This is a genomic window from Methanobacterium congolense (assembly GCF_900095295.1).
GTDB lineage: Archaea > Methanobacteriota > Methanobacteria > Methanobacteriales > Methanobacteriaceae > Methanobacterium_C > Methanobacterium_C congolense.
Map to the genome: position 1 here is coordinate 1258499 of NZ_LT607756.1, position 23855 is coordinate 1282353.

The window sequence follows — 23855 nt, forward strand, 5'->3', positions numbered from 1 at the left end:
CTAATTAAAAGAGTTGTATACTTCTTGCGTTAGTTTTGCAGCATTATCCCAGTTAAAGCGTTTTGATCTTTCTATCCCCTTTTTAGATAATTCTTCACTCAACTCACTATCTGTAAGTACTTTATACATCATATCAGCCATCAACTCAATATCCTGTGGATTTATCATTATACCTGCATCTCCAACAACTTCCGGCAAAGATGTTGTGTTTGAGGTGATTACAGGCGTACCACAAGCCATAGCCTCCAAAGGAGGAAGACCAAAACCAGCATACTCACAAGGATAAACCAAAACATCCGCAGCATTATACCATTTAGGCATGTCTTCTTCAGAGATGTAACCTGCAAATATCACATCATCTTGTATATTAAAATCATTAATCAATTTTAAAACTTTTTCTCTTCCATCAGAACTTTGAGATTCTCCTATTTTTACTAATTTAACATTTGGAATTCTTTTCTTTAGTTCTGAAAAGGCTTTTATTAAAATAGGAACATTCTGTCTTGGTGTTTCAGATCCAACGTAAAGTACAATTTTTTGATCATTTGCAATATCCAATTTACTTAAAATCCGCTTATCTCTGTTTTTGCAGTAAATGGAATGATCTACTGCAGGATAAACAATTTTGATCTGTTTTTCTGGATAATTTAAATGTTTTACAAGTTCCTCCTTGGAAAATTCAGAAATGGTAATAATAATATCTGCATTTTTCAATCCTTTAATAATATTTTTCCACATTTTAGACCGATTTCTATCATAAATCCAGGGTATAAGATCATAACATGTTAATATCGTATTTTTCATTTCAATAGATTTTAAAAGATACGCATACTCCTGAGATGTGATATGTTTGACATTTTCATTGGTAACATGTTTTTTAATGATCCAATTGTAACTGTATTGATCAATCCTTTCGAATATCTCCTTTATCATATCAACAACAAAATTAAAAACTTTATTATAATCATATGCGTTATTTTTTGTGTTTTCTTTTTTAAATGCAACTGATTTTGAGGGTTTTATATTAAATTTTCTCTTCAGAATATTGGCTATATGTTCATATTCAATAATATTTAGTTCGACATTTTCATATCTTTTAACAATTTCCCATTGATATTTAGACCTTCCAAAAATTTTATCAGTTTTAAGTCCATTAATATAATCAATTTTCATAGTGTCACCAAAAGAGTAATCATTCAAACATCCCATAAACCCTCAATGTTTCCTTTGCAGCATTATCCCAGTTAAAGCGTTTTGATCTTTCTATCCCCTTTTTAGATAATTCTTCACTCAACTCACTATCTGTAAGTACTTTATACATCATATCAGCCATCAACTCAATATCCTGCGGATTTATCATTATACCTGCATCTCCAACAACTTCCGGCAAAGATGTTGTGTTTGAGGTGATTACAGGCGTACCACAAGCCATAGCCTCCAAAGGAGGAAGACCAAAACCAGCATACTCACAAGGATAAACCAAAACATCCGCAGCATTATACCATCGGGGCAAATCTTCCTCTGAAACATAATCTATGAAAAAAACATCTCTATTCAAATTTAGATCATCAACCAAACCTAAAATTTCTTCACGCGCACCATAAAATTGTGGACGGCCAATTTTAACTAACTTGATATCAGAAATCTGTTTTTTAAGCTTTGAAAAAGCTTTTATCACATTAGGAACGTTTTGTCGTGGTTGTTCTGAACCAACATAAAGGATTATCCTTGAATCTTGAGGTATATTCAAATTTTTCAGTATTTTTTTGCCGCGGCTCTTGGTGTAAATTTTATGATCCACAGCAGGATAAACAACATCAATTTTGTCCTTAGGATATCCTACATATTTAATTATTTCATTTTTTGAGAATTCTGAAATTGTGATTATTCTATCTGCCTTTTTTAATCCATTTAAATTAATATCAGATGAAAAACCTTTTTCATAGACTAAAGGTATAAGATCATAGCACGTTATAATACATTTATCCAATTTCATAAATTTTAATATATAAGCAAGGTTCTGAGAGGTTATATGTTTTATATTGCCCTTGTTAACTTTTAATTTGATTAACAAAGGATATAAAACATATAATTTAAATACATTAAACACATTTATATTTTTAACGATAAAAGAACCTGAGTTATACTCTATCTTATTGAGTTTAAGATTTTTTAGCCTTTTATGTATTTCAAATTGATACTTTGAAACACCACACATCTCTTCCTTTTTAGCTCCATTTATATAATCAACTTCCATAAAAGGATCACCTTTATATTATCATCATATTTTAAGAATTAAAGGTTAAAATGTAAAATTACCTACTTCTCTCTATTCAATAGTTTAAGACCACATTTAAAAAATATCATAAATTTTTCGGGTTTTATGTGCTGCATCATCCCATTTAAATAATTTAGCTCTTTCAATCCCTTTTTTAACCAAATCATCTCTTAAACCATTATTTATCAAGATTTCATATATTTTATCTGCCATTAAATCAACATCATGAGGATCTATCATTATTCCAGCATCTCCAACAACTTCCGGCAAAGATGTTGTGTTTGAGGTGATTACAGGCGTACCACAAGCCATAGCCTCCAAAGGAGGAAGACCAAAACCAGCATACTCACAAGGATAAACCAAAACATCCGCAGCATTATACCATTTAGGCATATATTCCTCTGGAACATAACCTACAAAGATCACATCTTCTTGCAGATCTAGATCATTGATCAACTTCAAAAGAGTTTCACGGGCTCCATAACTCTGGGATTCACCTATTTTTACCAATTTAATATTAGGAATTTTTTTCTTTAATTTTGAAAAAGCCTTTATCAAGACTGGAAGATTCTGGCGAGGTGTTTCAGAACCAACATAAAGGACAATAGACTCATCATTTAATAGGTTCAAAGTACGCAGGATACCCTTATCCCTATTTTTATAGTAAACATCATGATCAACAGCATCTTTGACTATGTGTATTCTGTCTGCAGGGTAGTTCAGGTACTTGACGAGTTCATTTTTTGAAAATTCAGATATGGTTATGATCCTATCGGCATTCCTCAATCCAGTCATTATATTCTTCCATAATCTGGAACGATCGTTGTCGTAAGCCCAGGGTATGATATCATGACAAGTTACAATGGTTTTATCCATCTTAACATACTTCAAAAGGTATGCAAGCTCTTGATAGGTTAAATGTTTCACATTATCTTCCTTGATGCTTTTTTTAACTGTCTGCCTGTAACGGTAGGTGTCGATGTACATACATGTTTTCCATGCTCTGTCAATAATGCCCTTAAATATCTTGTTTTGAGAAAAGGATTCTGTTTTATCCAGTGCATGAAACATTCCCAAGGATTCTTCTTCATCTGAAGATTTTGAACTGAAAATTGAGTTGTATTTATTTTCCATTATTTTAAGCAATGAATCATACTCAATGAAGTTCCATTCAACCCCTTCAATTCTCTTAAATATCTCCATCTGATACTTGGACATTCCAAATACTTTATCAGTCCTTGGACCATTTATGTAGTCTATCTCCATCTTTTACCCCATTAATCATTAATCAATTAATTTAAGAAGTATAGTTCAACACCTTTCAAGCAGCTCATCATATATTTTCTCTGTTTCCTCTGCAATCTTATTCCAGTCATAATCTTCAGACATATTCTTACCCTCACTGGACATCCTCTTCCTGAGCTCGTCATCTTCAAGAAGAGTTAGAAGTGCATCTGCAAGGGATTCAATATTCCCGGGTTCCACTATAATTCCATTCCTGCCATTTTGAACTATATCTGGTATTCCTCCAAGTTTTGATGAAACCACAGGTAATCCACAGGCCATTGCTTCAAGATTAACAATTCCAAAGGCTTCAGCCAATGTAACCGAAGGCAGACAGAATATATCTGCGCAGTGATAGTACAGGGGTTTAAGCTCTTCATCAATGAACCCTGCAAAGATAACCTTATCTGAAATGCCCTTTTTTCGGGATAGATCTTCCAGTTCCCTCTGCATTCCACCCCTTCCAGCAAAAAGAAGTACCACATCAGGGTATGAATTTTTAACTATTTCAAAAGCATTTAAAAGAACGTCAGGTCCTTTGTAGGCAACTATGTTCCCAAAAAAGAGAATAATTTTCTTATCTTGAGGCAGCCCAAGTCTGGATCTGCATTCCTCCTTCGAAAGCCCAATTTCAAAGTCTTCAAGATTTATTCCATTGGGAACAACCCTTACTTTCTCTCGATAATTACCCAGATACTTGGATTCATCTATGTAAGATTTGGAAGTTGCTATTATGATATCTGCATTTGAAAGAACCTTATCCAGAATGTACTTGTTATAAAAGGCTGTTGCAGTATTCCTGATGAAGTTTCCACCACTCTCCTGTGCATCTGCATGATATGTGACTATAAAAGGCAGATGTTTCTTCTTGGCGTATCGTGATGCTGACAGATCTGGAAGGGGAATGTTGTAGTGGGCATGCACAATTTCAACATCCTCATCAAGGGGTTTGTACATGAGTCTGAGGGATAAGTTGGCACTTGCAATCTTCAGGTTCGTTGCATAGCGGTGAATTATCATTCCCCTGGAATTTTCTACAGAATCCTTGGAATCTATCGATGCTGTGAAAACATCCACATCATGACCCCTCTTCATCATGTTAACTGCCAGGTTGTAGGCAGCTATTTCAGTTCCACCGTGAGCATATTCTTTATCATAGTCCTCTTTATCCACAAGGTTTACATATGGAAAATGTCCAATGAAGTATCCAATGTTCATATTATCTCTCTTAAAACTTGAAAAATAATGTTAATCCAGAAATTCACCAAGATCATATACTTAAGTTTCCTTATAAGATTACAGAAGAAGTTGTTAGTTCTTCCGGGCTATTTATTCCTTTTTTTTATGAGTATGCGTTTTTAAAGACTCCTCTGAATCAATATTTGAATTTTTCAGATTTGAATCTTCATTTTGAATCGCAATCTCCCTCACAAGGTCCGTGATCTCTTCCTCAACAGTTTCAATGCGGTTGTAGAGTTTAAAATTGAGGTAAAATGACGTTATAAGTCCCAGTATCAAAATTACATCCAAACCCCTTCCTATACCAGTGATAGTTGCAAAGATCGATGTTGATGTGGGGTATATAGATATTAAAATCAGTAGTAACCATATCAGGTTCCACAGGACCAACATTCCTATGGACATCTTTCCATCTCTGAACCTTAATACTGTAATTATTATGGCGCAGAATCCTATTAAAATTCCTAATATTTGATATATCATCATTTTAAACACCTTTTTGAAGATATGACTCATTTATCATGCTGATGTTTCAACCATCTTTTATTTGAAAATGTTCATAATAAGTTTGGCAAGTATCCTTAATCCAACATTTAGATTTGTGCCCTTTTTCATGGAGTAATCAGTGTAAATGGTCTTCATTGGCACTTCCTTCAGACGGAGTTTGTGCCTTCTGATCTCACCTACTATCTCAGATGAAACACCGTAATCCCTCGCATTTATTTCCACAATCCTTGCAGCTTCCCTTTTAAATGCCCGAAGACCTGATTGAGAGTCTTTAACATTTATGCCATAAAATATTCGGGTTATAATATTCATGACTGTGTTTCCGAATTTCTTGGAGTCTGGCATGTGGTTGAAGTCCCTAACACCAATGACAACATCTGCTTCACCATCCCTGATGGGTTGGCACACCTTCATTATATCATCTGGATCGTGCTGGCCGTCTGCATCGAAGGTGACTACGATCTCAGCATCATGGCGGAGTGCTGCTTCTATCCCTGTTCTCAGAGCCCCTCCAAGTCCCCTGTTAAGAAGGTGCTTATAAAGATGAAACTGATTTTCATGAACTTTGCCTGCATTCTCTGCCACTTTGTAGGTTTCATCAGTAGACCCGTCATCAACCACAACCAGGTTAAATCCCCTATTGAAAAGTTCTTCAATGACTCCGGCTATTGTACTTTCTTCATTGTAAGCTGGCATAACCACGAATATCGACATAGATTACCTCACGGAATGAATAACAAAGTTATTAATAATATTATTAAATCCAAATAAAAATTTTAAATTGTCGTCCTTTTTTATGATGTATACTGGAATTACTTATAAAAACTGGTTTTACAAAAAAGAATAATTAAAAAAATGAACGAAATATTTTTCATTCATTCAATTTCTTTGCAAGTTCAACAACTCTTTTTCCCAGGTTTTTAGAGGTTTCCATTCCTACATCATCATTTTGGGTGCTTCCAATTGGACCTCCAACTCCTGTACCTCCGTAATGGGCTGCTGGTGCTCCATCTCCAACGATTATTGCATCCTGTATAAGAAGGAACTCGTGTATCGAGGATATGGTTGTTTCCTGACCACCATTTCTTGAAGCTCCCACTGCTATTGCTCCACAGACCTTGTCCCTGAGTTTGAAACTTGCCCTGAGTGGTCTTGACCTGTCCATGAACATCTTCATCTGAGATGTTACTCCTCCAAAGTAAACTGGGCTTCCCATTATGATACCATCTGCACCTGCAAGTTTCTCTGAGATTTCCCTCATATCATCGTATATTGCACATTCACCCGTTGCTTTGCAGATATCACATGCAACACAGGGTTCTATTTCTGCAGATCCAAGATTTATAAGTTCTGTTTCTGCACCTGCATCCTCTGCTGATTTGAGTGCTGTTTTAACGAGAAAAGATGTGTTTCCATCTTCCCTTGGGCTTCCAACCATTCCTATGATCTTAACCAAAATGATACCTCCATATAATTTAATAAATTTAAATCCTAGTTATCTTTTATTCTCATATTATTTATCTTCTTTAGTGACTTGGTAAAAGATGTTGAAAAGGATTTGAAATCAGTCCACAAATGGATAAGCAAGATTCTAAACTTTAATGCAAAGAATTTCATTTAATTAAATAAAGAGGAAAAGTAGTTTTATAGAATAAAAAAAAATAATAATAGAAAAATAGGAAAAAATAGGGGTAAAATGTCAGAAGAATACAGAGCCCTTACAGTTACAGAAAAAGTCCTTAAAATACTTAAAAACTGTTTTGAATCTGAAGGTAGAGGAGGTAGTTCTGCAAGGAGCCGTGCTGAATCTGGAATCAAACCATTTTTATTGGAAACTGAAGATGGTTCACCCTCAGATCGGATTGTCCGGATGGACAGTCTGAAACCATGCACACAAAACACGGTGCCATTGAAGAGGCCATACAAAAATTTGCTGAACCTTCTAAACTTCTTGAGAAGGGAGATGTTAATGTTCTTGATATATGCAGTGGTCTGGGTTACAATTAGCAGCATGCTTGGAACATTTAAAACCACATCCCATAACCAAGACAATTCCAAAAGAAGAATTCATATCGACATGGTTGAAATCTCAAAAAAACCATTGGGACTTCTCTTTTAATACCCAATCCAATAAGATCTCATGAAATTATTAAGACTGCAGTTGAAGAGAAGTTGATCCGTCAGGGATTACTTAAATTCCAATTTCAGAGCTTTGAAGTTCCATGTAATGTCAGTATAAACATTCACTGCCAGGATGCAAGAAAAGTGGTCGTGAGATTTTTAAATGAAGTTGAATCCAGAAAAAATGGATCAAAAAGATCAGTTAACAACGGATCTCATTTTGAAGAGGTGCATGAAGAAGGTTCCTCGAAATATTATGGAAAGTCCTATGGATCCTACGATGCTGTTTTTCTTGATCCATTCAGTCCCCTGAAATCTCCAGAACTTTACAGTGTGGAGTTTTTTAAAACTTTGAAGGTACTAATGAAGGATGATGGTATGATCCTGACCTACACATCTGCAGCCCCTGTCAGAAGTGCACTCGTGGAAGCTGGTTTTCACGTGGGGTGAAGGTCCAAGTTTTGGGGGTAAAAAAGGTACCATTGCATCCTCAGCAGCTGAAAATATTGATAAACAGTTATCTTCCCTTGATGAGAGAATGATAGCCCTTACTGATACTGGAGCACCCTTCAAAGACCTTAAATTAAAGGATAGCGGCAGTGAAATAAATAAAAAACGTGAAAAAGAAAGGGAATACGTTCGAAACAGGTACAAGTTTGCATCCACTGTTAGAGCTCCTGTTTATCTGTGCAGAGACCTTGAAGATTCCCGGTTGAAGCGAAGGGTTCTGAAAAATCTTCATTACATGGGTTTTGAAGGTTTGAACTCTTCAAAGTCTCGATTTATTGTCTGTCCACAGTTCGACAGGTGTATATGCGGTAGAAACTGCAGAACATTTGATAATTCACGCGATAGGATCCTTGAGATGTCTAAACGATTGAGTATAGCTTTGAAGGAAGGTAATCAGAAAGTTAATTAAAAAATTAATTAAAAAAATAGTTATCATTAAAAGAACAAATATAAACTGTCCAATAAACACTTAATTCAAAAACTTGATAAGTTAAATTGGACTATTGATAGCTGGAAGATTAGGGTTGTTATTAAACAACAAAAATAAATAATAAAAAGATCGTTGAAAATTAACCATTTATTTATAGAGATATGTCCAGTTCATAGTTTAAAAAAATTTAAAAAATTTTTCTAATGAATTTAACACATAAAAGTGTATATAACGATTTGAATTAACGTATGAACTCCCATGAAATTTTAAATTAATAGGGAATTTATAATCAATTAATAATATGAGATTAGCCCATAAAAGGTGGAAAAATTGAGTTTTGAAATAAAATATAAGGATGTAATGGGTAGAATAGGGATACTCCAAACACCACACGGAAACATTAAAACACCAGCTTTGATGCCTGTGATCCATCCCGGAAAACAGACACTGGACGTTAAGAAGTACGGTGCAGAACTGGTTATAACAAATGCATATATAATGTACAAAAATGAGGAACTGAAGGAGAAGGTTCTGGAAGAGGGGGTTCACAGCTTCATAGATTTTCCAGGGCCCATTATAACTGATTCTGGTTCTTTCCAGCTTTCTGTGTACGGTGATATTGATGTTACCAACACCGAGATCATAGAGTTTCAGGAGGCAATTGGAACGGATATTGGAACATCACTGGACATACCAACTCCACCATTTGTAACAAGGGAAAGGGCAGAGAAGGACCTTGAAATAACCCTTGAAAGGGCTCATCAGGCCATTGAAGTCCGGAAGGATCTCATGTTGAACTCAGTTGTTCAGGGCTCAACCTTCAAGGACCTCAGAAGCAAGTGTGCAGATGAAATAGGAAAACTTGACTTTGAGGTGTACCCAATAGGGGCAGTTGTTCCCCTCATGGAATCCTACAAGTACTCAGAACTCGTTGATGTTGTTATGGCATCTGTAACCCACTTGCCCGACTCAAAGCCCAGACACCTCATGGGTGCAGGTCATCCAATGGTCTTTGCCCTTGCAGTTGCAATGGGATGCGATCTCTTTGATTCTGCAGCTTACATTCTCTACGCCAAGGATGATAGGTTTCTGATGCCAAGTGGAACCTACAAACTCCAGAACCTGGTTGAGATGCCATGTTCGTGTCCTGTTTGCACATCCTACACACCGGACGATCTGAGGGCAATGAAGAAGGATGAGAGGATGAGGCTCATAGCCCAGCACAACCTTCATGTGAGTTTTGCAGAGATTAGAACCATTAAACAGGCCATAGTTGATGGAAACCTAATGGAGCTTGTGGAGCAGCGGTGCAGAGCACATCCTTACCTTCTTGATGCTCTGAGGAACCTTAAAAATTATACCTCAGAGTTTGAAAGGTACGATCCATCCAGTAAAAAATCTGCATTCTTCTATTCTGGTCCTGAATCACTTGCAAGACCTGAAATAAAGAGGCATCTGGATAAGGTTGAAAGGATACCCAAAAAGAGCAATCTTGTACTTATTCCAAGATCCAGAAAACCCTACTCAAAGAACATACGTGAGTTTGGAGAGTTTTACATGAAAGATTCAGAAGAGGTTCAGAACATGGATAGGATTTGGGATGATGTTCAAATAGCTGTTGTGGATGTTCCCTTTGGAGTGATTCCCCTTGAGATCGATGAGGTGTACCCTCTGGCCCAGAATGAATCCCCACTTAAAAATGACCTCGATGCTCTCCAATTCGTTAGAACCCATGTTGAAGATTATATGGAAAACTTTGAACATGTTATAATCAATAAAAAGGTTTTAAAGACCTTTGGTATTGGCTGTGATGGTTTTGATCAGGATGAGATTGATTCAACTATAGATTCAGAGTTTGATCCGTCAAAATATGGATTTTTGGAGGTTGATGTGGATCCATCCATTGTAAGGGCTGTGGATGATGAGGAAAAAATAAGGTGTATAGCTGACTACCAGTTCGGTGCAGGATCAGGCGATTCCCTCTTTAGGGGAGATATAAAAATTGTTAAAAGCAGAAAAACTGGTAAAATAAGGCATGTTTATGATGGAGAAACCCTTATTGCAACTTTACGTGCAAGCGATAGTGTTTTCGTCCTTGACAGAGAAGGTGCACGGCGTTTACATTCTCACCTTGAATATCCCAAAAAAAGGGTTGGTGTAAACAGTGATGCTGAACCATTTGCAAGGGAAGGAAAAAGTATATTTGCTAAATTTGTTATAGATTGTGATATAGATATCAAAGCAAATGATGAAGTTCTGATCGTAAACGAAAATGATGAACTACTGGCCTTTGGAAAGGCAATTTTATGCGGTCATGAGATAATGGACTTTAAAACGGGTCAGGCTGTAAAAACTAGGAAAGGAGGATTATAATGTTACCTGGAGCGGGAATGAATCCCAAACAACTTAAACAAATGCAGAGATCAATGAAACAAATGGGAATGGACATGAAGGATGTCAAGGGTGTTACAGAGGTCGTCATAAAACTCAAAAACAAAGAAATCCTCATAAAAAACCCTAAAGTAAATTTAATGAATTTCATGGGTCAAGAAACCTATCAAATAACAGGTAAGGTTAAGGAACAGGCAGTTGAAGCTGAACTTGAGATACCTGATGAGGATGTTGAACTGGTTTCCACACAAACAGGCACCACTAAAGAAGAAGCTATTAAAGCCTTAAAAGAGGCTGGTGGGGACCTTGCAGAGGCTATAATGAAACTTCAGAAGTAAATACTCAACCTGAAAAACCAAACCTAAACAAAACATAATCCCTTATTATAAAAATATAAAAAAAATAAAAAAATAAATTCAAAACTACAATTTTATTAGAGGACAAATTAAAATGGCATTTATCGCTCATATATCTGATTTGCATGTTGGTTCCCTTAACTTCAAAGAAGATCTTCTAATACAGGCAATAAACAACGTCAATGATATGCATCCTGATGTAACCGTAGTAACAGGGGATCTGACTGAGAATGGTTATTACCTTGAGTTTGAAAAGGCTGCAAGGTACCTGGACATGATAAAATCTCCAATGCTCGTTGTGCCTGGAAACCACGACGCACGGCACGTTGGAGATGAATGCTTTGAGGAGCTTATCCGAGAAAGATATGGAACTTTGAAGCTTAAAAAGCATGGAGTGAAGATCATTGGACTGGACAGCAGTGAACCAGACCTTGACTACGGGAAGGTTGGACGATCCCAGCAGACATGGATGGAAAACGAACTTCAAAGTAGCGAAGATGATGGTCTGTACAAGATAATAGCACTGCATCACCATATAATCCCAGTTCCAAGAACTGGTCGTGAAAGGAACGTGTTAAGTGATGCAGGTGATATACTACAGTCAGTTGTAAATGGAAATGCAAATTTGGTCCTTTCTGGACATAAACATATGCCACATGTGTGGATACTTGAAAATACTGCCTTTGCAACGGCAGGTACAGTTTCTTCCTTGAGGCTTCGAGGCAAAGAACTTTCTTCCTTTAACACCATAATAATAGAAGATGATTTTATAGAGATTATTTTGAACCGTGCTGATGGAACACGAAGATGTCTTGCAAAATATGAAAACACGTGTAAGGTGATCAATTGAGAGTAATTGTTGATGCATCCAACGTAGCCCATTTCGGGAAAGAAAAGGATGGAAAACCAATTTTAGAAAATATATCAAAGGCTGTTAAGGCCCTCAAAGAATTAGGTTATGAACCTGTTCTAATAGCAGATGCATCCCTCAGGCACGAAATAGATGAAAAAGAGGAGTTTAAAAAGCTTCTTGAAAATGATAGGATCATGCAGGTGCCATCAGGTACAACTGCAGACCATTACATACTTAAAATGGCTGAAGAAGAGGATGCTAAAATCCTTTCAAACGATGTTTTCAGGGATTACTTCGATGAATTTCAGGACGTAGCAAGCAGGAGAATTCCATACACCATAACAGATGGTAACGTTTCAATTGGAAAGTCGTCCAAGCCCAAGAAGATAAAAAATATACTCCAGAAGATATGCTCCCAAACCCTGACCGACTTCGAGAAAAAGGGTTTAGATGCGTACAAACAGAAAAAGAACAAAAAACTCAGTGGTATAGCTGTTGCAAAAGAAGCAATTGACAGGATCAGCAAAAGTAAAGAGGACAGTATAGATTCCAAGATAGAAGACATGTTCAATAAGATACCCCTCTTTGGTAAGGTCATGAACATGGTTGAAGACGCTGAAAAAACCAGTGACTTCATTATATTCGTGCTCGTTAGTCCACGTGACTACAGGGATGCTGTGAAAAACGCTGGAAACATAGCCGTTACAGTTGGTGATAGACTGAAACTGGATCATGCCCCCCTTGTGGCAGTTAGAAATGATCTTTTCACAAAACCCGGCACATTTGAACTTAATATTATTTATTCAGATGAAATACTTGAAGAATCTCCCTACAACGTAAACATAACCATAAACGACCATGATTACGCCTTTGTAAAGAAAAATTCAAGGAACATTGCAAGTACAGTTGCTGCGAGACTTGGAACATGGAAATTCCCAATAGTGTCAGTGAAACCCAGTATGCTCATGGAAAAACCTGGGCACTTCGATATAACGTTAGAGAAGGGAGGAGAAAAATAAATGGTTATGGATTATATCTCCAGAGTCATCTTTGGATTTCTTATAAAACACAGGGTCATAAGCATTGGAACCAATTTCTACCCAACCAACGAAACAGAACGTGAATACGTTGCAATGATGAACTACACACGTACCATGCTCCTTGAGGTTGAACCTGCCCATATAACCACCAGTAACATCTTCCACAACCTTGTTAATGAAGTTGGAAACGGCAACATTCCAGAGAACCGTAAATTCATAGAGATAAAACCTGCAGAGAACGACGTGAACGAATATGCCCTTTTAAGTAACATAATAATGGGAAGTGACCGTTACCTTTATATCGAGGTGTTCCAGCAGGACAGGAATATTATAAATGAATTTGTAAGTCTTATAAAGAATGAAAGGGGTACAATCGTTGAGCAGAGCTCAAGTGAAATTGTTTCCCGTATGCTTTCAAAGAACGACGCCATAAGGGTTGCTATAAAAATCATATCCCTTGGTATGAACAGGGATCTGGATGTAAGGGCCTCCATTGGTATGACAGGAGCCGCTGCAATTGAGAGATCCATAAACCTCAACAAACAAATAGGTGAAACCTCTGGTGTGGGATTCACAAAGCTTGGAGGAGAATTTGCCATAGTGTTTTCATCCAAAGTAGGAAGTATTGGTGGCAGTCCAAAATCCTACGATAACTACCTGTTCATAGATGCGATTGATTCCACTCAGTTCATATCTGAGAATGGGAGAGATCGTCTTGTTGAGATAATGAGTGAAGTTAAAAACTTCATTGAAAATGATTGCAAGGGTAAAATTGAAGGTTACAGGGAAGGTGGGGATGATTTAATAGCTAACTTCCCAACCAAGGATGCTGCACTTCGTGCTGGAATAGACTCTGCCTGGCACTCCCTCAACAACGGATTAAGGTTAAGGGTTGGAATAGGTAAAAGCAGACGTGAAGCTGGGGAGCGAGCCCAGATAGCAGATAACATAAAAATATGGAACAACAGTCCTGTTATGGTATTTGACCTTGCAGATGGAATCTACGCCTACTACGTTCCATCGGAATTCACAAGATCCGTACTTGATTTCATGGTGAACAAAAAGGGAAAGATCGTTATCATATTCCTATTTGTGTTCATTGCAACCTTCCTGGGCTGGACAATGGGACAACCCATACTTGGACCTATAGCTATTGTAATAGCCTTACTTTACGCCCTTACAAACTAAAAAAGAATAGTTTTTAAAGAGTATTTTAAAATTAAAGAGATTTAAAAAAGATTAATTGAAGATAATTAATTGAAAAGGTAATTATCTGAAAGTAATTAATATCTTAAATAATTTAGGATTACAGATTAAAGGTGTACTTTTAATGAAACCAGAACTTAAGGGAAAAATCGTAGTTTCACTGGTTGTTTCAATGTTTGCATTCATCTTTGGAACTGGTGCTGGTATAATGGTGGGTTACACTCCCCTTAACGATACTCTACAACTGAACAACACCACCGGTGAATTACCATCCCTGCCGTACTCAACAACAAACACAATTGGAAACTCTGCTGATAACAACACAGTGCTGGATAATTCAAATAATGACCAGGTGTACGTGGAAAATTCTAAAACCAACACACAATCAACGAATTCATCCAAAAATAACAGTGCAAATTCCACTTAAAAATTATCCATTAGTAACGAAGTTAAATCTCTAAAACGACCAAAAAAAAATTAATTTAATGAATTTGTAGATTGAAATTGAAAGTCAAAAAAAATAGAGGGGACATTCCTATGAAAAGAGTAGAAGGAGGAATCTGTGCTGTAAATGGAGTAACTGCTTCAGGAGCCTGTGAAGGAGACTACGGGGTTTCAGTCATAGTATCAAAGAACAGTACTGCATCTGCAGTTTTCACTTCAAACAAGGTTGTTGCAGCGCCTGTCATAATAACAAAGGATGCTGTGGAGGATGGCAGACTATCTGCAATTGTGGCAAACAGTGGAAACGCAAACTGCTTCACAGGCCAAGAAGGCATGGAAGATGGTATGCAAATGGCAAAGATTGTTGCAGATAAACTTGAACTTGGAACAAAGGATGTTGCCGTTGCTTCCACAGGTATAATAGGCAGAAAACTTCCAATGCCAGTAATAACGGATCTCATAAACGAAGCTATGGAAAACCTCAAAAATTCTCCTAAAGCCTCAAGAAATGTTGCAGAAGCTATAATGACAACAGATACTTTTCCAAAAGAGCTTGCAGTTGAAACAACCCTTGAAGATGGAAATAAAGTGAGGATTGGCGGGGTTTGTAAAGGCTCAGGTATGATAGCACCCAACATGGGCACCATGCTCTCTTTCATAACAACGGATGTTCAGGCATCGGCAGAGGAACTTCAAAGTGCCCTCAAAGAGGCTGTGGACAAGAGTTTTAACATGGTTGTTGTGGATGGCGATGTGAGCACCAACGACATGGTGGTGATCATGGCAAACGGCAGATCCGGAAGGATAGATGGTAAATTCCAGGAGGCACTGGACTACCTCTGCACTGAACTTGCCAAGATGATTGCCCGAGACGGTGAGGGTGCAACCAAGTTCATGGAGGTTGAGGTTAAAGGTGCAGAAAGTCTGGAAGATGCAAGAAGTGCTGCAAAAGCAGTTGTATCATCATCACTCGTTAAAACTGCAATATTCGGTGCAGATCCAAACTGGGGCAGGATCGTTGCTGCTGTGGGCTATTCCGGAGCAGAAATGGATGAAGAAGAGGTTACCATATCCCTGAAATCTGATGAAAACATGGTTAACATAGTTGATAATGGTGTTGTGAAGGCCTACGAAGGTTCCAAGGAACTAGTTACTGCAGAGGACGTCATGGAAAGCTCGGATATAAAGATAACAGTGGATCTGAACCTTGGAGAATATTCAGCCAAAGCCTACGGATGTGACCTGAGCTATGAATACGTGAGGATAAACGCAGAGTACTCCACCTGAACCCACGATATCCTTCCCTTTAAATTAAATATTAAAATTAACATTAAAGAAGGATTTACATAGATTAAACTAATCTTTGAAAAAGCATATTAATAAGATTGATAAAAACTTTAACAAAAATTATAATAATTCTAATTTAATTACTATAATTCTAATTAATTTCATTGATGATTTTGAAAGATTTAAACCTTTATTTGAGGAATTTAAATGGAAACAGTTAATATTTTAATTGAGGCACTGCCTTACATCAAGAAATTTCATAAAAAGAAGATTCTCATAAAGTACGGTGGACATGCGATGATAGATGATACCACCATGAGCTCCACCGCCCGCGATACAGTTCTTTTGAAGTACGTGGGTATGAAACCCATAGTAGTCCATGGTGGAGGTCCTGAAATCTCAAGATCCATGAACAAACTGGGTAAAGAACCTAAATTCATTGGAGGACTGAGGATAACAGACCAGGAAACAATGGAAATAATTAAAATGGTTCTGGTGGGAAAGATAAACACTGATATAGTTTCAAAGGTATGTGTCCATGGTGGAAAGGGTATTGGAATCTCTGGAAAGGACAATCTCCTCTTGAATGCCCGAAAAAGAGCTCCTCAAGTAATCGTGGATGGAGAAACAGGTGAAGAAACAACCATAGACCTTGGTCTTGTTGGGGAAATAGACTCTGTAAATCCAGAAGTTATTGACATGCTCACTATGAACGATTACATTCCTATAATATCTCCAATAGGAGTGGATGACAGGGGAAATACTTTAAATCTCAACGCAGATACTGTTGCAGGGGATGTTGCATCATCTGTAGATGCTGAAAAGCTCATAATCCTGACTGATGTTCCGGGAATACTTGAAGATCCAAATGACCCTGAAACCCTTATAAAAAAGGTGCAAGCTGATGAAGTTATGGAACTCATAGATCAGGGCATAGTCAAGGATGGGATGATACCTAAAGTCATGACTTGCCTCCAGGCAGTTGAGAATGGAGTTTCTTCAGCTCATATCATTGATGGAAGAATTCAGCACTCTGTTCTCCTTGAAATTTTTACAAAAAAGGGTATTGGAACCATGATTAAGGGTTGATGCCATAAATATCATTAATCATAAATATTCTCATTTATAATCCTTAATTAATATCCAAATCCTAACTTTTTTTATCAGGAACTAGATTTTTTTATCAGGAATTAAATTACCATAAAATTTTTAGAAATAATTTTTAGGAATATCCAATAATTTGCTGAGGAGGATAGTACGTTGAGGATAGATCCTTATAATTCTTAATGAATTCAATTTTCTGATTAAAAATAGCTTTTAAAACCTTTATAACTTGATTTTAAATTTATAATTTCTTAGCGAAGGGTAAACTGCACTTGGCCACACCAAAGGCACAAACCAGTGCATTTCCTCCTTTCGCTAAATTATACCGCCTCCATGTCCAAAGATGTCAAAGATGTTCATCTGGGACTTCTGGACAACTATATGATCACTTGAACATAATATATAAATCTTTTCATTTTATTCTCGAAAAACGGCGATTAGAGAGGTCTTTTTTAGATTTAAGACATTCTGAGAAGATATTGAAATAGTTGATCACCAGTGACAGTCATTAAATGGTTCTTTAAGTAATTAAGTCACTTTTAGAGGTTATTTACCCTAAATTTAAGTATTTTAAAGGTTTTAAGATTTGAGTCATCCCTTTAAATTAAAAACCCAATGATCATCAGTTTTAATTGGAACTTAAATCTGTTATATCTTCTAAATTCAATGTTTAAAGAGTATTTTAAAGTTTATATTTATTTTTAATCCTTTGAAGCGTTTAAATCCAATTCTTTTATGGGGCTTTGAAGATCTCATAAATTTAATGATATTAAAAAGTGAAATAACAACCCACAAAGGTTTTTATAAATTGAAGTTACTAAAATATTTCCAGACTCAGATTTTAAGGTTAATACACACACCATGAATCTGAAGTCAAGTTTATAATATTTAATATTTTAGTAATATTTATATCTTGGTAATGTTAAAGTACTAAAAAATCGTTTTAAATTGAATCATATCGATCCTATTAACTAATTCTGTGTCAGTGAAAGATTAGCCCTTCAATGAAAAAAAATATCCATGAAATTAGTTTTAAAACACTAATTTTAATATAAACAGATCATAAAAGAAGTTATGGTGAAAAAATGATAGAAGTAGGAATAGTTGGAGCAAGCGGTTACACTGGAGGAGAACTCCTGAAATTTTTAAACAACCATCCCCAGGTTGAAATCATTGCTGCAACATCAAGACAGTTTGAAGGCGTTCCAATTCATAAGGTGCATCCTCATCTTCGTGATATGAATATCCAATTTGAGAACATTCAACCAGGAGATCTTGATGCAGACCTGGTTTTTACGGCAACCCCCCATGGTGCTTCAATGAAGATCGTACCGGAAATACTTGAAACAGGAGCAAGAGTTGTTGATCTCTCAGGAGATTACCGTTTCGATGACTACGATGTATATGAGAAGTGGTACGGTTTCAAACACACCCATCCACTCAAGGCAGTCTACGGACTTCCAGAGATCAACAGAGAGAAAATCAGAGGTGCGGATCTCGTTGCAAATCCAGGTTGTTTCCCAACCGGGGGAATACTTGCATCTCTACCAATCGTTTCAGAGGGACTTGTTGATACCCTGATAATAGATTCAAAAAGTGGTGTAAGCGGTGCAGGAGTCAAACCAACAGAAAAAACCCATTATCCCAACTGCAGTGATAATGTTTCTCCATACGCTGTTACAAGCCACAGGCACATGCCTGAGATCCAGGAGAAACTAGGTAACTTTGGAGACGTGAGGGTTTCATTCACACCACACCTTGTACCTGTTACACGGGGAATTCTAACAACTGTTCACAGCTTCCTGAAAGAAGACGTGAGTTCTGATTACATAAAAGAAGTTTACGACAACTTCTACAAGGACGAACCTTTTGTAAGAGTTCTTGATGTGAGTGAAGTACCAGGTTTAAGTTCCGTTAGAGGATCCAACTACTGCCACATTGGATGTTTTGATATAGATGAAAATGGAAGGCTTGTAGTTGCATCATCCATTGATAACCTGGTTAAAGGTGCATCGGGTCAGGCTGTTCACAACATGAACCTGATGTTCGGGTTCCCTGAAACTGAAGCAATAGATCAAATGGGCATGCACCCCTAAACCTTTATAAAACCAGAAACAAAGATATAAGGTGTTCGATGAATATTATATTTTAAATATCTTTTTTAATTTTTATGAAACTTAAAAAAAAGTTTTGTAAAAGTTAAAATATTTTGTAGAAGTTAAGATAGTTAGAATTAGTCACCTGTTGAATTTTGATGAAATTGAGGTAATTTAATGAAGATAGTAGTTCTATATTACTCAAGAACCCGTAAAACTGCACTGGCTGCAAAAACCCTTGCAAAGGGAGTTGGAGCAGATATAATAGAATTCATGGACCTTAAAGATAGAATGGGACCCCTAAATTATATGGGGGCAACAATTGACGCTTTAAGAGAAAATAAAACTCAGATAAAACCTGATTCTGCAGATATCAGCGAGTACGGTCTTGTTTATATTGGAACCCCTACTTGGGGTGGGAAACCTGCCCCTGCAGTCATTACCTTAATTGACAGATGCGATCTCCAGGGCAAAGACGTGATCTTATTCACCACAATGAGTGGTAAAGGTGGTGAAAGTGTTATCAAAAGAATGCGTGAAAAAGTAGAGGCCCGCGGAGGTAGAATGGTAAATTCATTTGTAATTCCAACTTCAAATAAAAGTTCTGATGAGATCAGAGAATATGTGGAAAGTGTAGTTGAAAAGCAGGATTTGACGCTCTATGGGATATGAGTGAACTACAATTATATGGACCGCAAAAACTAGAAGTTACATGTGAAATAAATTGGTGATTCAATGTCAGCAAAAGAGAAGATCTTAGAATCTTATAAACCCTTGATAATAATTCCAGTAATAGTTACAATACTGGCTCTGGCCATTGTAGCAACGCATGGGCTAAATGAAGGTATAGACCTGAAAGGAGGGTCTATAGCTACAGTACAACTTGAAAAGTCCGTGAGTTCAGGAGAACTCGAGTCACTGATTCAGAGTGGTACAGGAATTGAGGATGTTAGTGTGAGTACATCTGGTAAGCAGGCAACAGTTGAGTTAGGTGGTGCTGCAGACGTTGTTAAGTTCACGAATTCCGTGAATGGAACTGCAACCATCCTAAGTTACAGATCGGTTGGGCCGCTTCTCAGTGCACAGGCATTAAACCAGGTTTACTGGGCACTTGCATTTGCATTCATATTCATGTCCGTAACTGTATTTATAGTGTTCAGGAAAATCGTGCCATCCCTGGCAGTTATATGCTCCGCATTTGTGGATATAGTTGTTGCAGTTGGTGGAATGTCGCTCTTTGGAATACCTTTATCAATGGCATCGGTGGGTGCACTTCTGATGCTCATAGGTTACAGTGTGGACACAGATATTCTGCTTACAACCAGAGTTCTAAAGGACAGAGAAGGAACTGTGAATGAAAGAGCAGCAGGAGCCTTTAAAACAGGTATAACAATGACAGGAGCTGCAATTGGTGCAATGGCAGCACTTTATGTCATAACTATAGTGTTCATACCTTCTGCTAAGACTTTAAGTGAAATAGCTGCAGTTCTGATACTGGGTCTCCTTGCAGACCTCATGGCAACCTGGCTCATGAACCTTGGACTCCTAAGATGGTACATGGAGGGTCACAGATGAACGAAGGATGGAAGGATTTCTTCAAGGATTATCGTGTGATACTGCTCATAGTCCTTATACTTGCAAGTATAGCTTCAATTTCAGTGTATGGGATACAGGAAGGTCTGGATTTAAAGGGAGGTTCCATGATCCAGATCCACCTTGCAGAGTCAGTTGATCAAACAACAATGAACAAAGTAACAGCAGTTCTTGATAAACGTCTGAACGTGTTTGGTGTGAAGGATGTTCAGGTAAGACAGAGTGGTAACCAGGATGTAATCATTTCAATAGCAGGTGTACAACCAGACGAAGTTGCAAATGTTGTTGGTACTCCAGGTAAATTTGAGGCAAAGATAGGCAACGAAACTGCCCTTTCTGGTACCGATATAACAACGGTAGAATCATATCAAGTTCAAGGAACTACAGCATATGTCCCTTTTAAGGTTACGACAGAAGCTGCCCAGAAATTTGCACAGGTTGCAAAGGGTAAAGCTGGACAACCTGTGGACATGTACATGGATGGTAAACTGGTATCTTCACCTACACTCAGTGAGGATCTTGCAAATGGTGTGGCTTCAACTGAGGTTGAGATACAAATTCCAGCATCAACTAAGGATGAGGCCCTAAAACAAGCAAAAAGCACGCAGATCATACTGGAGTCAGGTGCCCTACCTGTTAAGGTGAGTATCGTAGGTGTGAGCAGTGTTTCTGCAGAACTTGGAAGTCAGTTTAAAGACAGTGCCCTTGTGGCTGGTCTTATTGCATTAATCGTAATTGCAATAATCATCATCATAAGGTACAGAACCCCCAAACTGGTTCTTCCAATAATATTCACAAGTCTTGTGGAGCTTCTCCTTATACTGGGAGTTGCATCCATAATCAAGTGGAACATAGACCTTGCTGCAATAGCGGGTATAATTGCAGCCATAGGTACTGGAGTTGACGACCAGATCATCATAACTGATGAGGTTTTAAGGGGCGAAACCCTCAGTGAGAAATCCAGAAGAAAAAGAACTGCAATTAAAATGAAGATCCAACACGCTTTCTTCATCGTCTTTGCATCTGCAGGAACACTGGTTGCAGCAATGCTTCCACTTGCCTACATAGGTTTCTCAAGGGGAACCACTGGAATAGGTATGCTCTCAGGTTTCGCAGTCACCACAATAATAGGTGTGGTCATTGGTGTGTTCATAACAAGGCCAGTGTTTGCAAAATTCATAGAGAGACTTCTCCATAAAGAAGTTCCTCAACCAGCACCTGTAAAGGAAAAAACCCCTGGTAAAAAGGGTAAAAAAGGTAAGAAAAGCAAAAAGAGTAGAAAAAGATGATAAATCTTTTTTAAACTCTTATTTTTTTAATATTAAACATCAATTATTCCCTTGATTATTCCAGCAATTATTCTATTTTTTAGCAATTGTTTCAAGTGACCATCACCAATAGGCCATCCTGAAGTAAAAACCCTGTTTTAGGAAGTTCTATAAAATGCCTATAAAATAAATTTAAATTTTGACTCTGTTGACTTACTATACCTTTAAAATCATCTAAAAAAAAGCATTTCTTATATAATTAACCATATTTATATAGTTTGAATTGTTTAATATAATTCCTATTAGAAATATACCCCTCAGAAATTTTATGAAAAGATTTATTAAAAGGAAAAAGGAAAGACAGTTCCGGTGAAAGTATGTTAACATGGATCATAATGGTAGCAGCAATAATAGTATCTCTTGTGATAGTCATTAAATCAGCAGACTTATTCGTTGACAACATCGTGGATATAGGTGAACACATTGGAATATCCCAGGTAATTCTCGGAGTAACAGCATCTGCAGTCGGAACTTCCTTACCAGAGTTTGGTTCTGCAATGATATCAATACTCTCAGGAAATCCAGATATTGGTGTCGGAGTAACTGTAGGATCAAACATATGGAATATTGCAGGAATTTTAGGAATAACTGCATTCATAGCAGGATATATAAAAACAGGCAAAGAAGAACTCAAACGAGATGGATTAATGGCCTTGTTCACTGGTTTGATATTGATGTTCTTCATGTTGATAGACACTGAGATAACAAGAGTGGCAGGAATCGTTCTGGTAATTGCATATTTAATCTATCTGTGGACACTTCTGAAAGCTCAGAAGAAGGACAACACAGAAAAAGAAAAACGTGCAAAAACAGAGGAATCCTCTGATGTGAAGGAAGTTGAAGATAAAGATTCAAAACCATTCAATAAGAAAAAAACAATTATTTTAATTATTGCAGGTCTTGCAGGACTCATAATAGGATGTCGTATTATGGTCTGGGCAGGGGTTGAAATTGCACACATGGCAAACATACCTGAAATGATAATCGGCCTCTTTGCACTTGCAATTGGTACCAGTATTCCAGAACTCGTTGTTACATTATCAGCTGCACTGAAAAAGCTTCACGGCCTTTCAATGGGTACCATACTTGGAAGTAACATTTTCAACATTCTTATAGGTATAGGTATACCATCTTTATTCGTTGCAATACCCATTGAAAAGCTTTCAGTTACATTTGACGCTCCTTACATGATATTTGTAACAGCTTTACTGCTTCTACTAACAATCAAAAACAAAAAGCTCTCAAGGTGGGGTGGATTAATTTTAATAGTAGTTTACCTAATCTATATAATAACGAGATTATCTATAACGATGTGATACCATGTACGAAAAAATTTTAGTTGCAAACATGGGAGATTACCTTGAAGAGATCTCCAAACATGCATTGGAACTTGTTGACGACAGAAAATGTGAGTTGATAGGTATATATGTTGTTGACACTTCGGTTCCATTTCTCACACCATCAAAGGTAAAAGAAATGATGAGAAGGGAACTGAATGAAAGGGGAAATGAAGTTATAAAAAAAATGGAAGCAATGTTAAAAACCCCAAAGACCACCTTCAAAGGTATCATAGTGGAAGGGGATCCTGCAAATGAGATAATAAAAACTGCAGAAAAGGAAGATGTGGATATAATAGTTGTTGGAACTGGTAAAAGCAAGATCGACAAACACTTACTTGGAAGTGTGACTGAAAAGGTTGTTCACTCAGCACCATGCACTGTACTATTAGTAAAAACATAACCAATAGTACAAACATCATGTTCATGTGCTTGAAGTAACCTGAAACCA

24 protein-coding genes are annotated in these 23855 nt (G+C 37.1%); 17 read left to right on the forward strand and 7 right to left on the reverse strand.

The window, feature by feature from the left end; all coding sequences use genetic code 11:
• From MCBB_RS05985 to MCBB_RS06015, 7 genes are all read right to left on the reverse strand, one after another.
• Complete coding sequence (locus MCBB_RS05985; protein WP_071908015.1) at nt 1-1173, reverse strand: glycosyltransferase family 4 protein; 1173 nt, start codon at nt 1171-1173, stop codon at nt 1-3.
• 19 nt (nt 1174-1192) lie between these two features.
• Nucleotides 1193-2257 carry a glycosyltransferase family 4 protein gene (locus MCBB_RS05990; RefSeq protein WP_071906904.1) on the reverse strand — a complete coding sequence of 355 codons (1065 nt, stop codon included), beginning with the start codon at nt 2255-2257 and terminating at the stop codon, nt 1193-1195.
• A gap of 96 nt (nt 2258-2353) precedes the next feature.
• Nucleotides 2354-3544 carry a glycosyltransferase family 4 protein gene (locus MCBB_RS05995; protein WP_071906905.1) on the reverse strand — a complete coding sequence of 397 codons (1191 nt, stop codon included), beginning with the start codon at nt 3542-3544 and terminating at the stop codon, nt 2354-2356.
• Nucleotides 3545-3589: 45 nt separating this feature from the next.
• Nucleotides 3590-4780 carry a glycosyltransferase family 4 protein gene (locus tag MCBB_RS06000; protein ID WP_071906906.1) on the reverse strand — a complete coding sequence of 397 codons (1191 nt, stop codon included), beginning with the start codon at nt 4778-4780 and terminating at the stop codon, nt 3590-3592.
• 111 nt (nt 4781-4891) lie between these two features.
• On the reverse strand, nt 4892-5287 hold the full coding sequence (locus MCBB_RS06005) for a DUF2304 domain-containing protein (protein ID WP_071906907.1): 396 nt from the start codon (nt 5285-5287) through the stop codon (nt 4892-4894).
• A 57-nt stretch (nt 5288-5344) separates the two neighbouring features.
• Complete coding sequence (locus MCBB_RS06010) at nt 5345-6022, reverse strand: glycosyltransferase family 2 protein (protein WP_071906908.1); 678 nt, start codon at nt 6020-6022, stop codon at nt 5345-5347.
• Nucleotides 6023-6179: 157 nt separating this feature from the next.
• Complete coding sequence (locus tag MCBB_RS06015) at nt 6180-6764, reverse strand: flavodoxin family protein (protein WP_171899095.1); 585 nt, start codon at nt 6762-6764, stop codon at nt 6180-6182.
• Nucleotides 6765-7004: 240 nt separating this feature from the next.
• On the opposite strand from MCBB_RS06015, the gene MCBB_RS06020 reads away from it, so the two are divergent.
• The 17 genes from MCBB_RS06020 (at nt 7005) to MCBB_RS06100 (ending at nt 23807) form a co-directional block, all read left to right on the forward strand.
• Nucleotides 7005-7427, forward strand: coding sequence for a hypothetical protein (locus MCBB_RS06020; protein WP_071906909.1), 423 nt, complete (start codon nt 7005-7007; stop codon nt 7425-7427).
• Nucleotides 7428-7480: 53 nt separating this feature from the next.
• On the forward strand, nt 7481-7879 hold the full coding sequence (locus MCBB_RS06025; RefSeq protein ID WP_071906910.1) for an MnmC family methyltransferase: 399 nt from the start codon (nt 7481-7483) through the stop codon (nt 7877-7879).
• Nucleotides 7845-8348, forward strand: coding sequence for a hypothetical protein (locus MCBB_RS06030; protein WP_071906911.1), 504 nt, complete (start codon nt 7845-7847; stop codon nt 8346-8348). Before MCBB_RS06025 ends, MCBB_RS06030 begins: the two co-directional genes overlap by 35 nt.
• Before the next feature lie 381 nt (nt 8349-8729).
• Nucleotides 8730-10742 carry a tRNA guanosine(15) transglycosylase TgtA gene (tgtA, locus tag MCBB_RS06035; RefSeq protein ID WP_231916435.1) on the forward strand — a complete coding sequence of 671 codons (2013 nt, stop codon included), beginning with the start codon at nt 8730-8732 and terminating at the stop codon, nt 10740-10742.
• Nucleotides 10742-11098, forward strand: coding sequence for a nascent polypeptide-associated complex protein (locus tag MCBB_RS06040; protein ID WP_071906913.1), 357 nt, complete (start codon nt 10742-10744; stop codon nt 11096-11098). The genes tgtA and MCBB_RS06040 overlap by 1 nt, the downstream gene beginning before the upstream one ends.
• Before the next feature lie 112 nt (nt 11099-11210).
• Nucleotides 11211-11966, forward strand: a complete 756-nt coding sequence (locus MCBB_RS06045) for a metallophosphoesterase family protein (RefSeq protein ID WP_071906914.1) — start codon at nt 11211-11213, stop codon at nt 11964-11966.
• Nucleotides 11963-12988, forward strand: a complete 1026-nt coding sequence (locus MCBB_RS06050) for an NYN domain-containing protein (protein ID WP_071906915.1) — start codon at nt 11963-11965, stop codon at nt 12986-12988. Before MCBB_RS06045 ends, MCBB_RS06050 begins: the two co-directional genes overlap by 4 nt.
• A complete protein-coding gene (locus MCBB_RS06055; protein ID WP_071906916.1) occupies nt 12989-14197 on the forward strand; it encodes a hypothetical protein in 1209 nt (402 codons plus the stop codon).
• A 142-nt stretch (nt 14198-14339) separates the two neighbouring features.
• On the forward strand, nt 14340-14642 hold the full coding sequence (locus MCBB_RS06060; protein ID WP_071906917.1) for a hypothetical protein: 303 nt from the start codon (nt 14340-14342) through the stop codon (nt 14640-14642).
• Nucleotides 14643-14752: 110 nt separating this feature from the next.
• Nucleotides 14753-15946 carry a bifunctional ornithine acetyltransferase/N-acetylglutamate synthase gene (gene argJ, locus MCBB_RS06065; protein ID WP_071906918.1) on the forward strand — a complete coding sequence of 398 codons (1194 nt, stop codon included), beginning with the start codon at nt 14753-14755 and terminating at the stop codon, nt 15944-15946.
• Between the two features lie 207 nt (nt 15947-16153).
• The gene (gene argB, locus MCBB_RS06070; RefSeq protein ID WP_071906919.1) at nt 16154-17035 is read left to right on the forward strand and encodes an acetylglutamate kinase; all 882 of its coding nucleotides are present in this window, start codon (nt 16154-16156) and stop codon (nt 17033-17035) included.
• Nucleotides 17036-18135: 1100 nt separating this feature from the next.
• Nucleotides 18136-19146: an N-acetyl-gamma-glutamyl-phosphate reductase gene (gene argC, locus MCBB_RS06075; protein ID WP_071906920.1), complete on the forward strand. Its 1011-nt coding sequence runs from the start codon at nt 18136-18138 to the stop codon at nt 19144-19146.
• 177 nt (nt 19147-19323) lie between these two features.
• Nucleotides 19324-19818: a flavodoxin family protein gene (locus MCBB_RS06080; RefSeq protein WP_071906921.1), complete on the forward strand. Its 495-nt coding sequence runs from the start codon at nt 19324-19326 to the stop codon at nt 19816-19818.
• 63 nt (nt 19819-19881) lie between these two features.
• A complete protein-coding gene (locus tag MCBB_RS06085; RefSeq protein WP_071906922.1) occupies nt 19882-20721 on the forward strand; it encodes a protein translocase subunit SecF in 840 nt (279 codons plus the stop codon).
• A complete protein-coding gene (locus MCBB_RS06090; RefSeq protein WP_071906923.1) occupies nt 20718-22028 on the forward strand; it encodes a preprotein translocase subunit SecD in 1311 nt (436 codons plus the stop codon). The genes MCBB_RS06085 and MCBB_RS06090 overlap by 4 nt, the downstream gene beginning before the upstream one ends.
• A gap of 356 nt (nt 22029-22384) precedes the next feature.
• The gene (locus tag MCBB_RS06095; RefSeq protein WP_071906924.1) at nt 22385-23383 is read left to right on the forward strand and encodes a calcium/sodium antiporter; all 999 of its coding nucleotides are present in this window, start codon (nt 22385-22387) and stop codon (nt 23381-23383) included.
• 4 nt (nt 23384-23387) lie between these two features.
• A complete protein-coding gene (locus MCBB_RS06100) occupies nt 23388-23807 on the forward strand; it encodes a universal stress protein (protein ID WP_071906925.1) in 420 nt (139 codons plus the stop codon).
• Nucleotides 23808-23855: the final 48 nt, after the last annotated feature.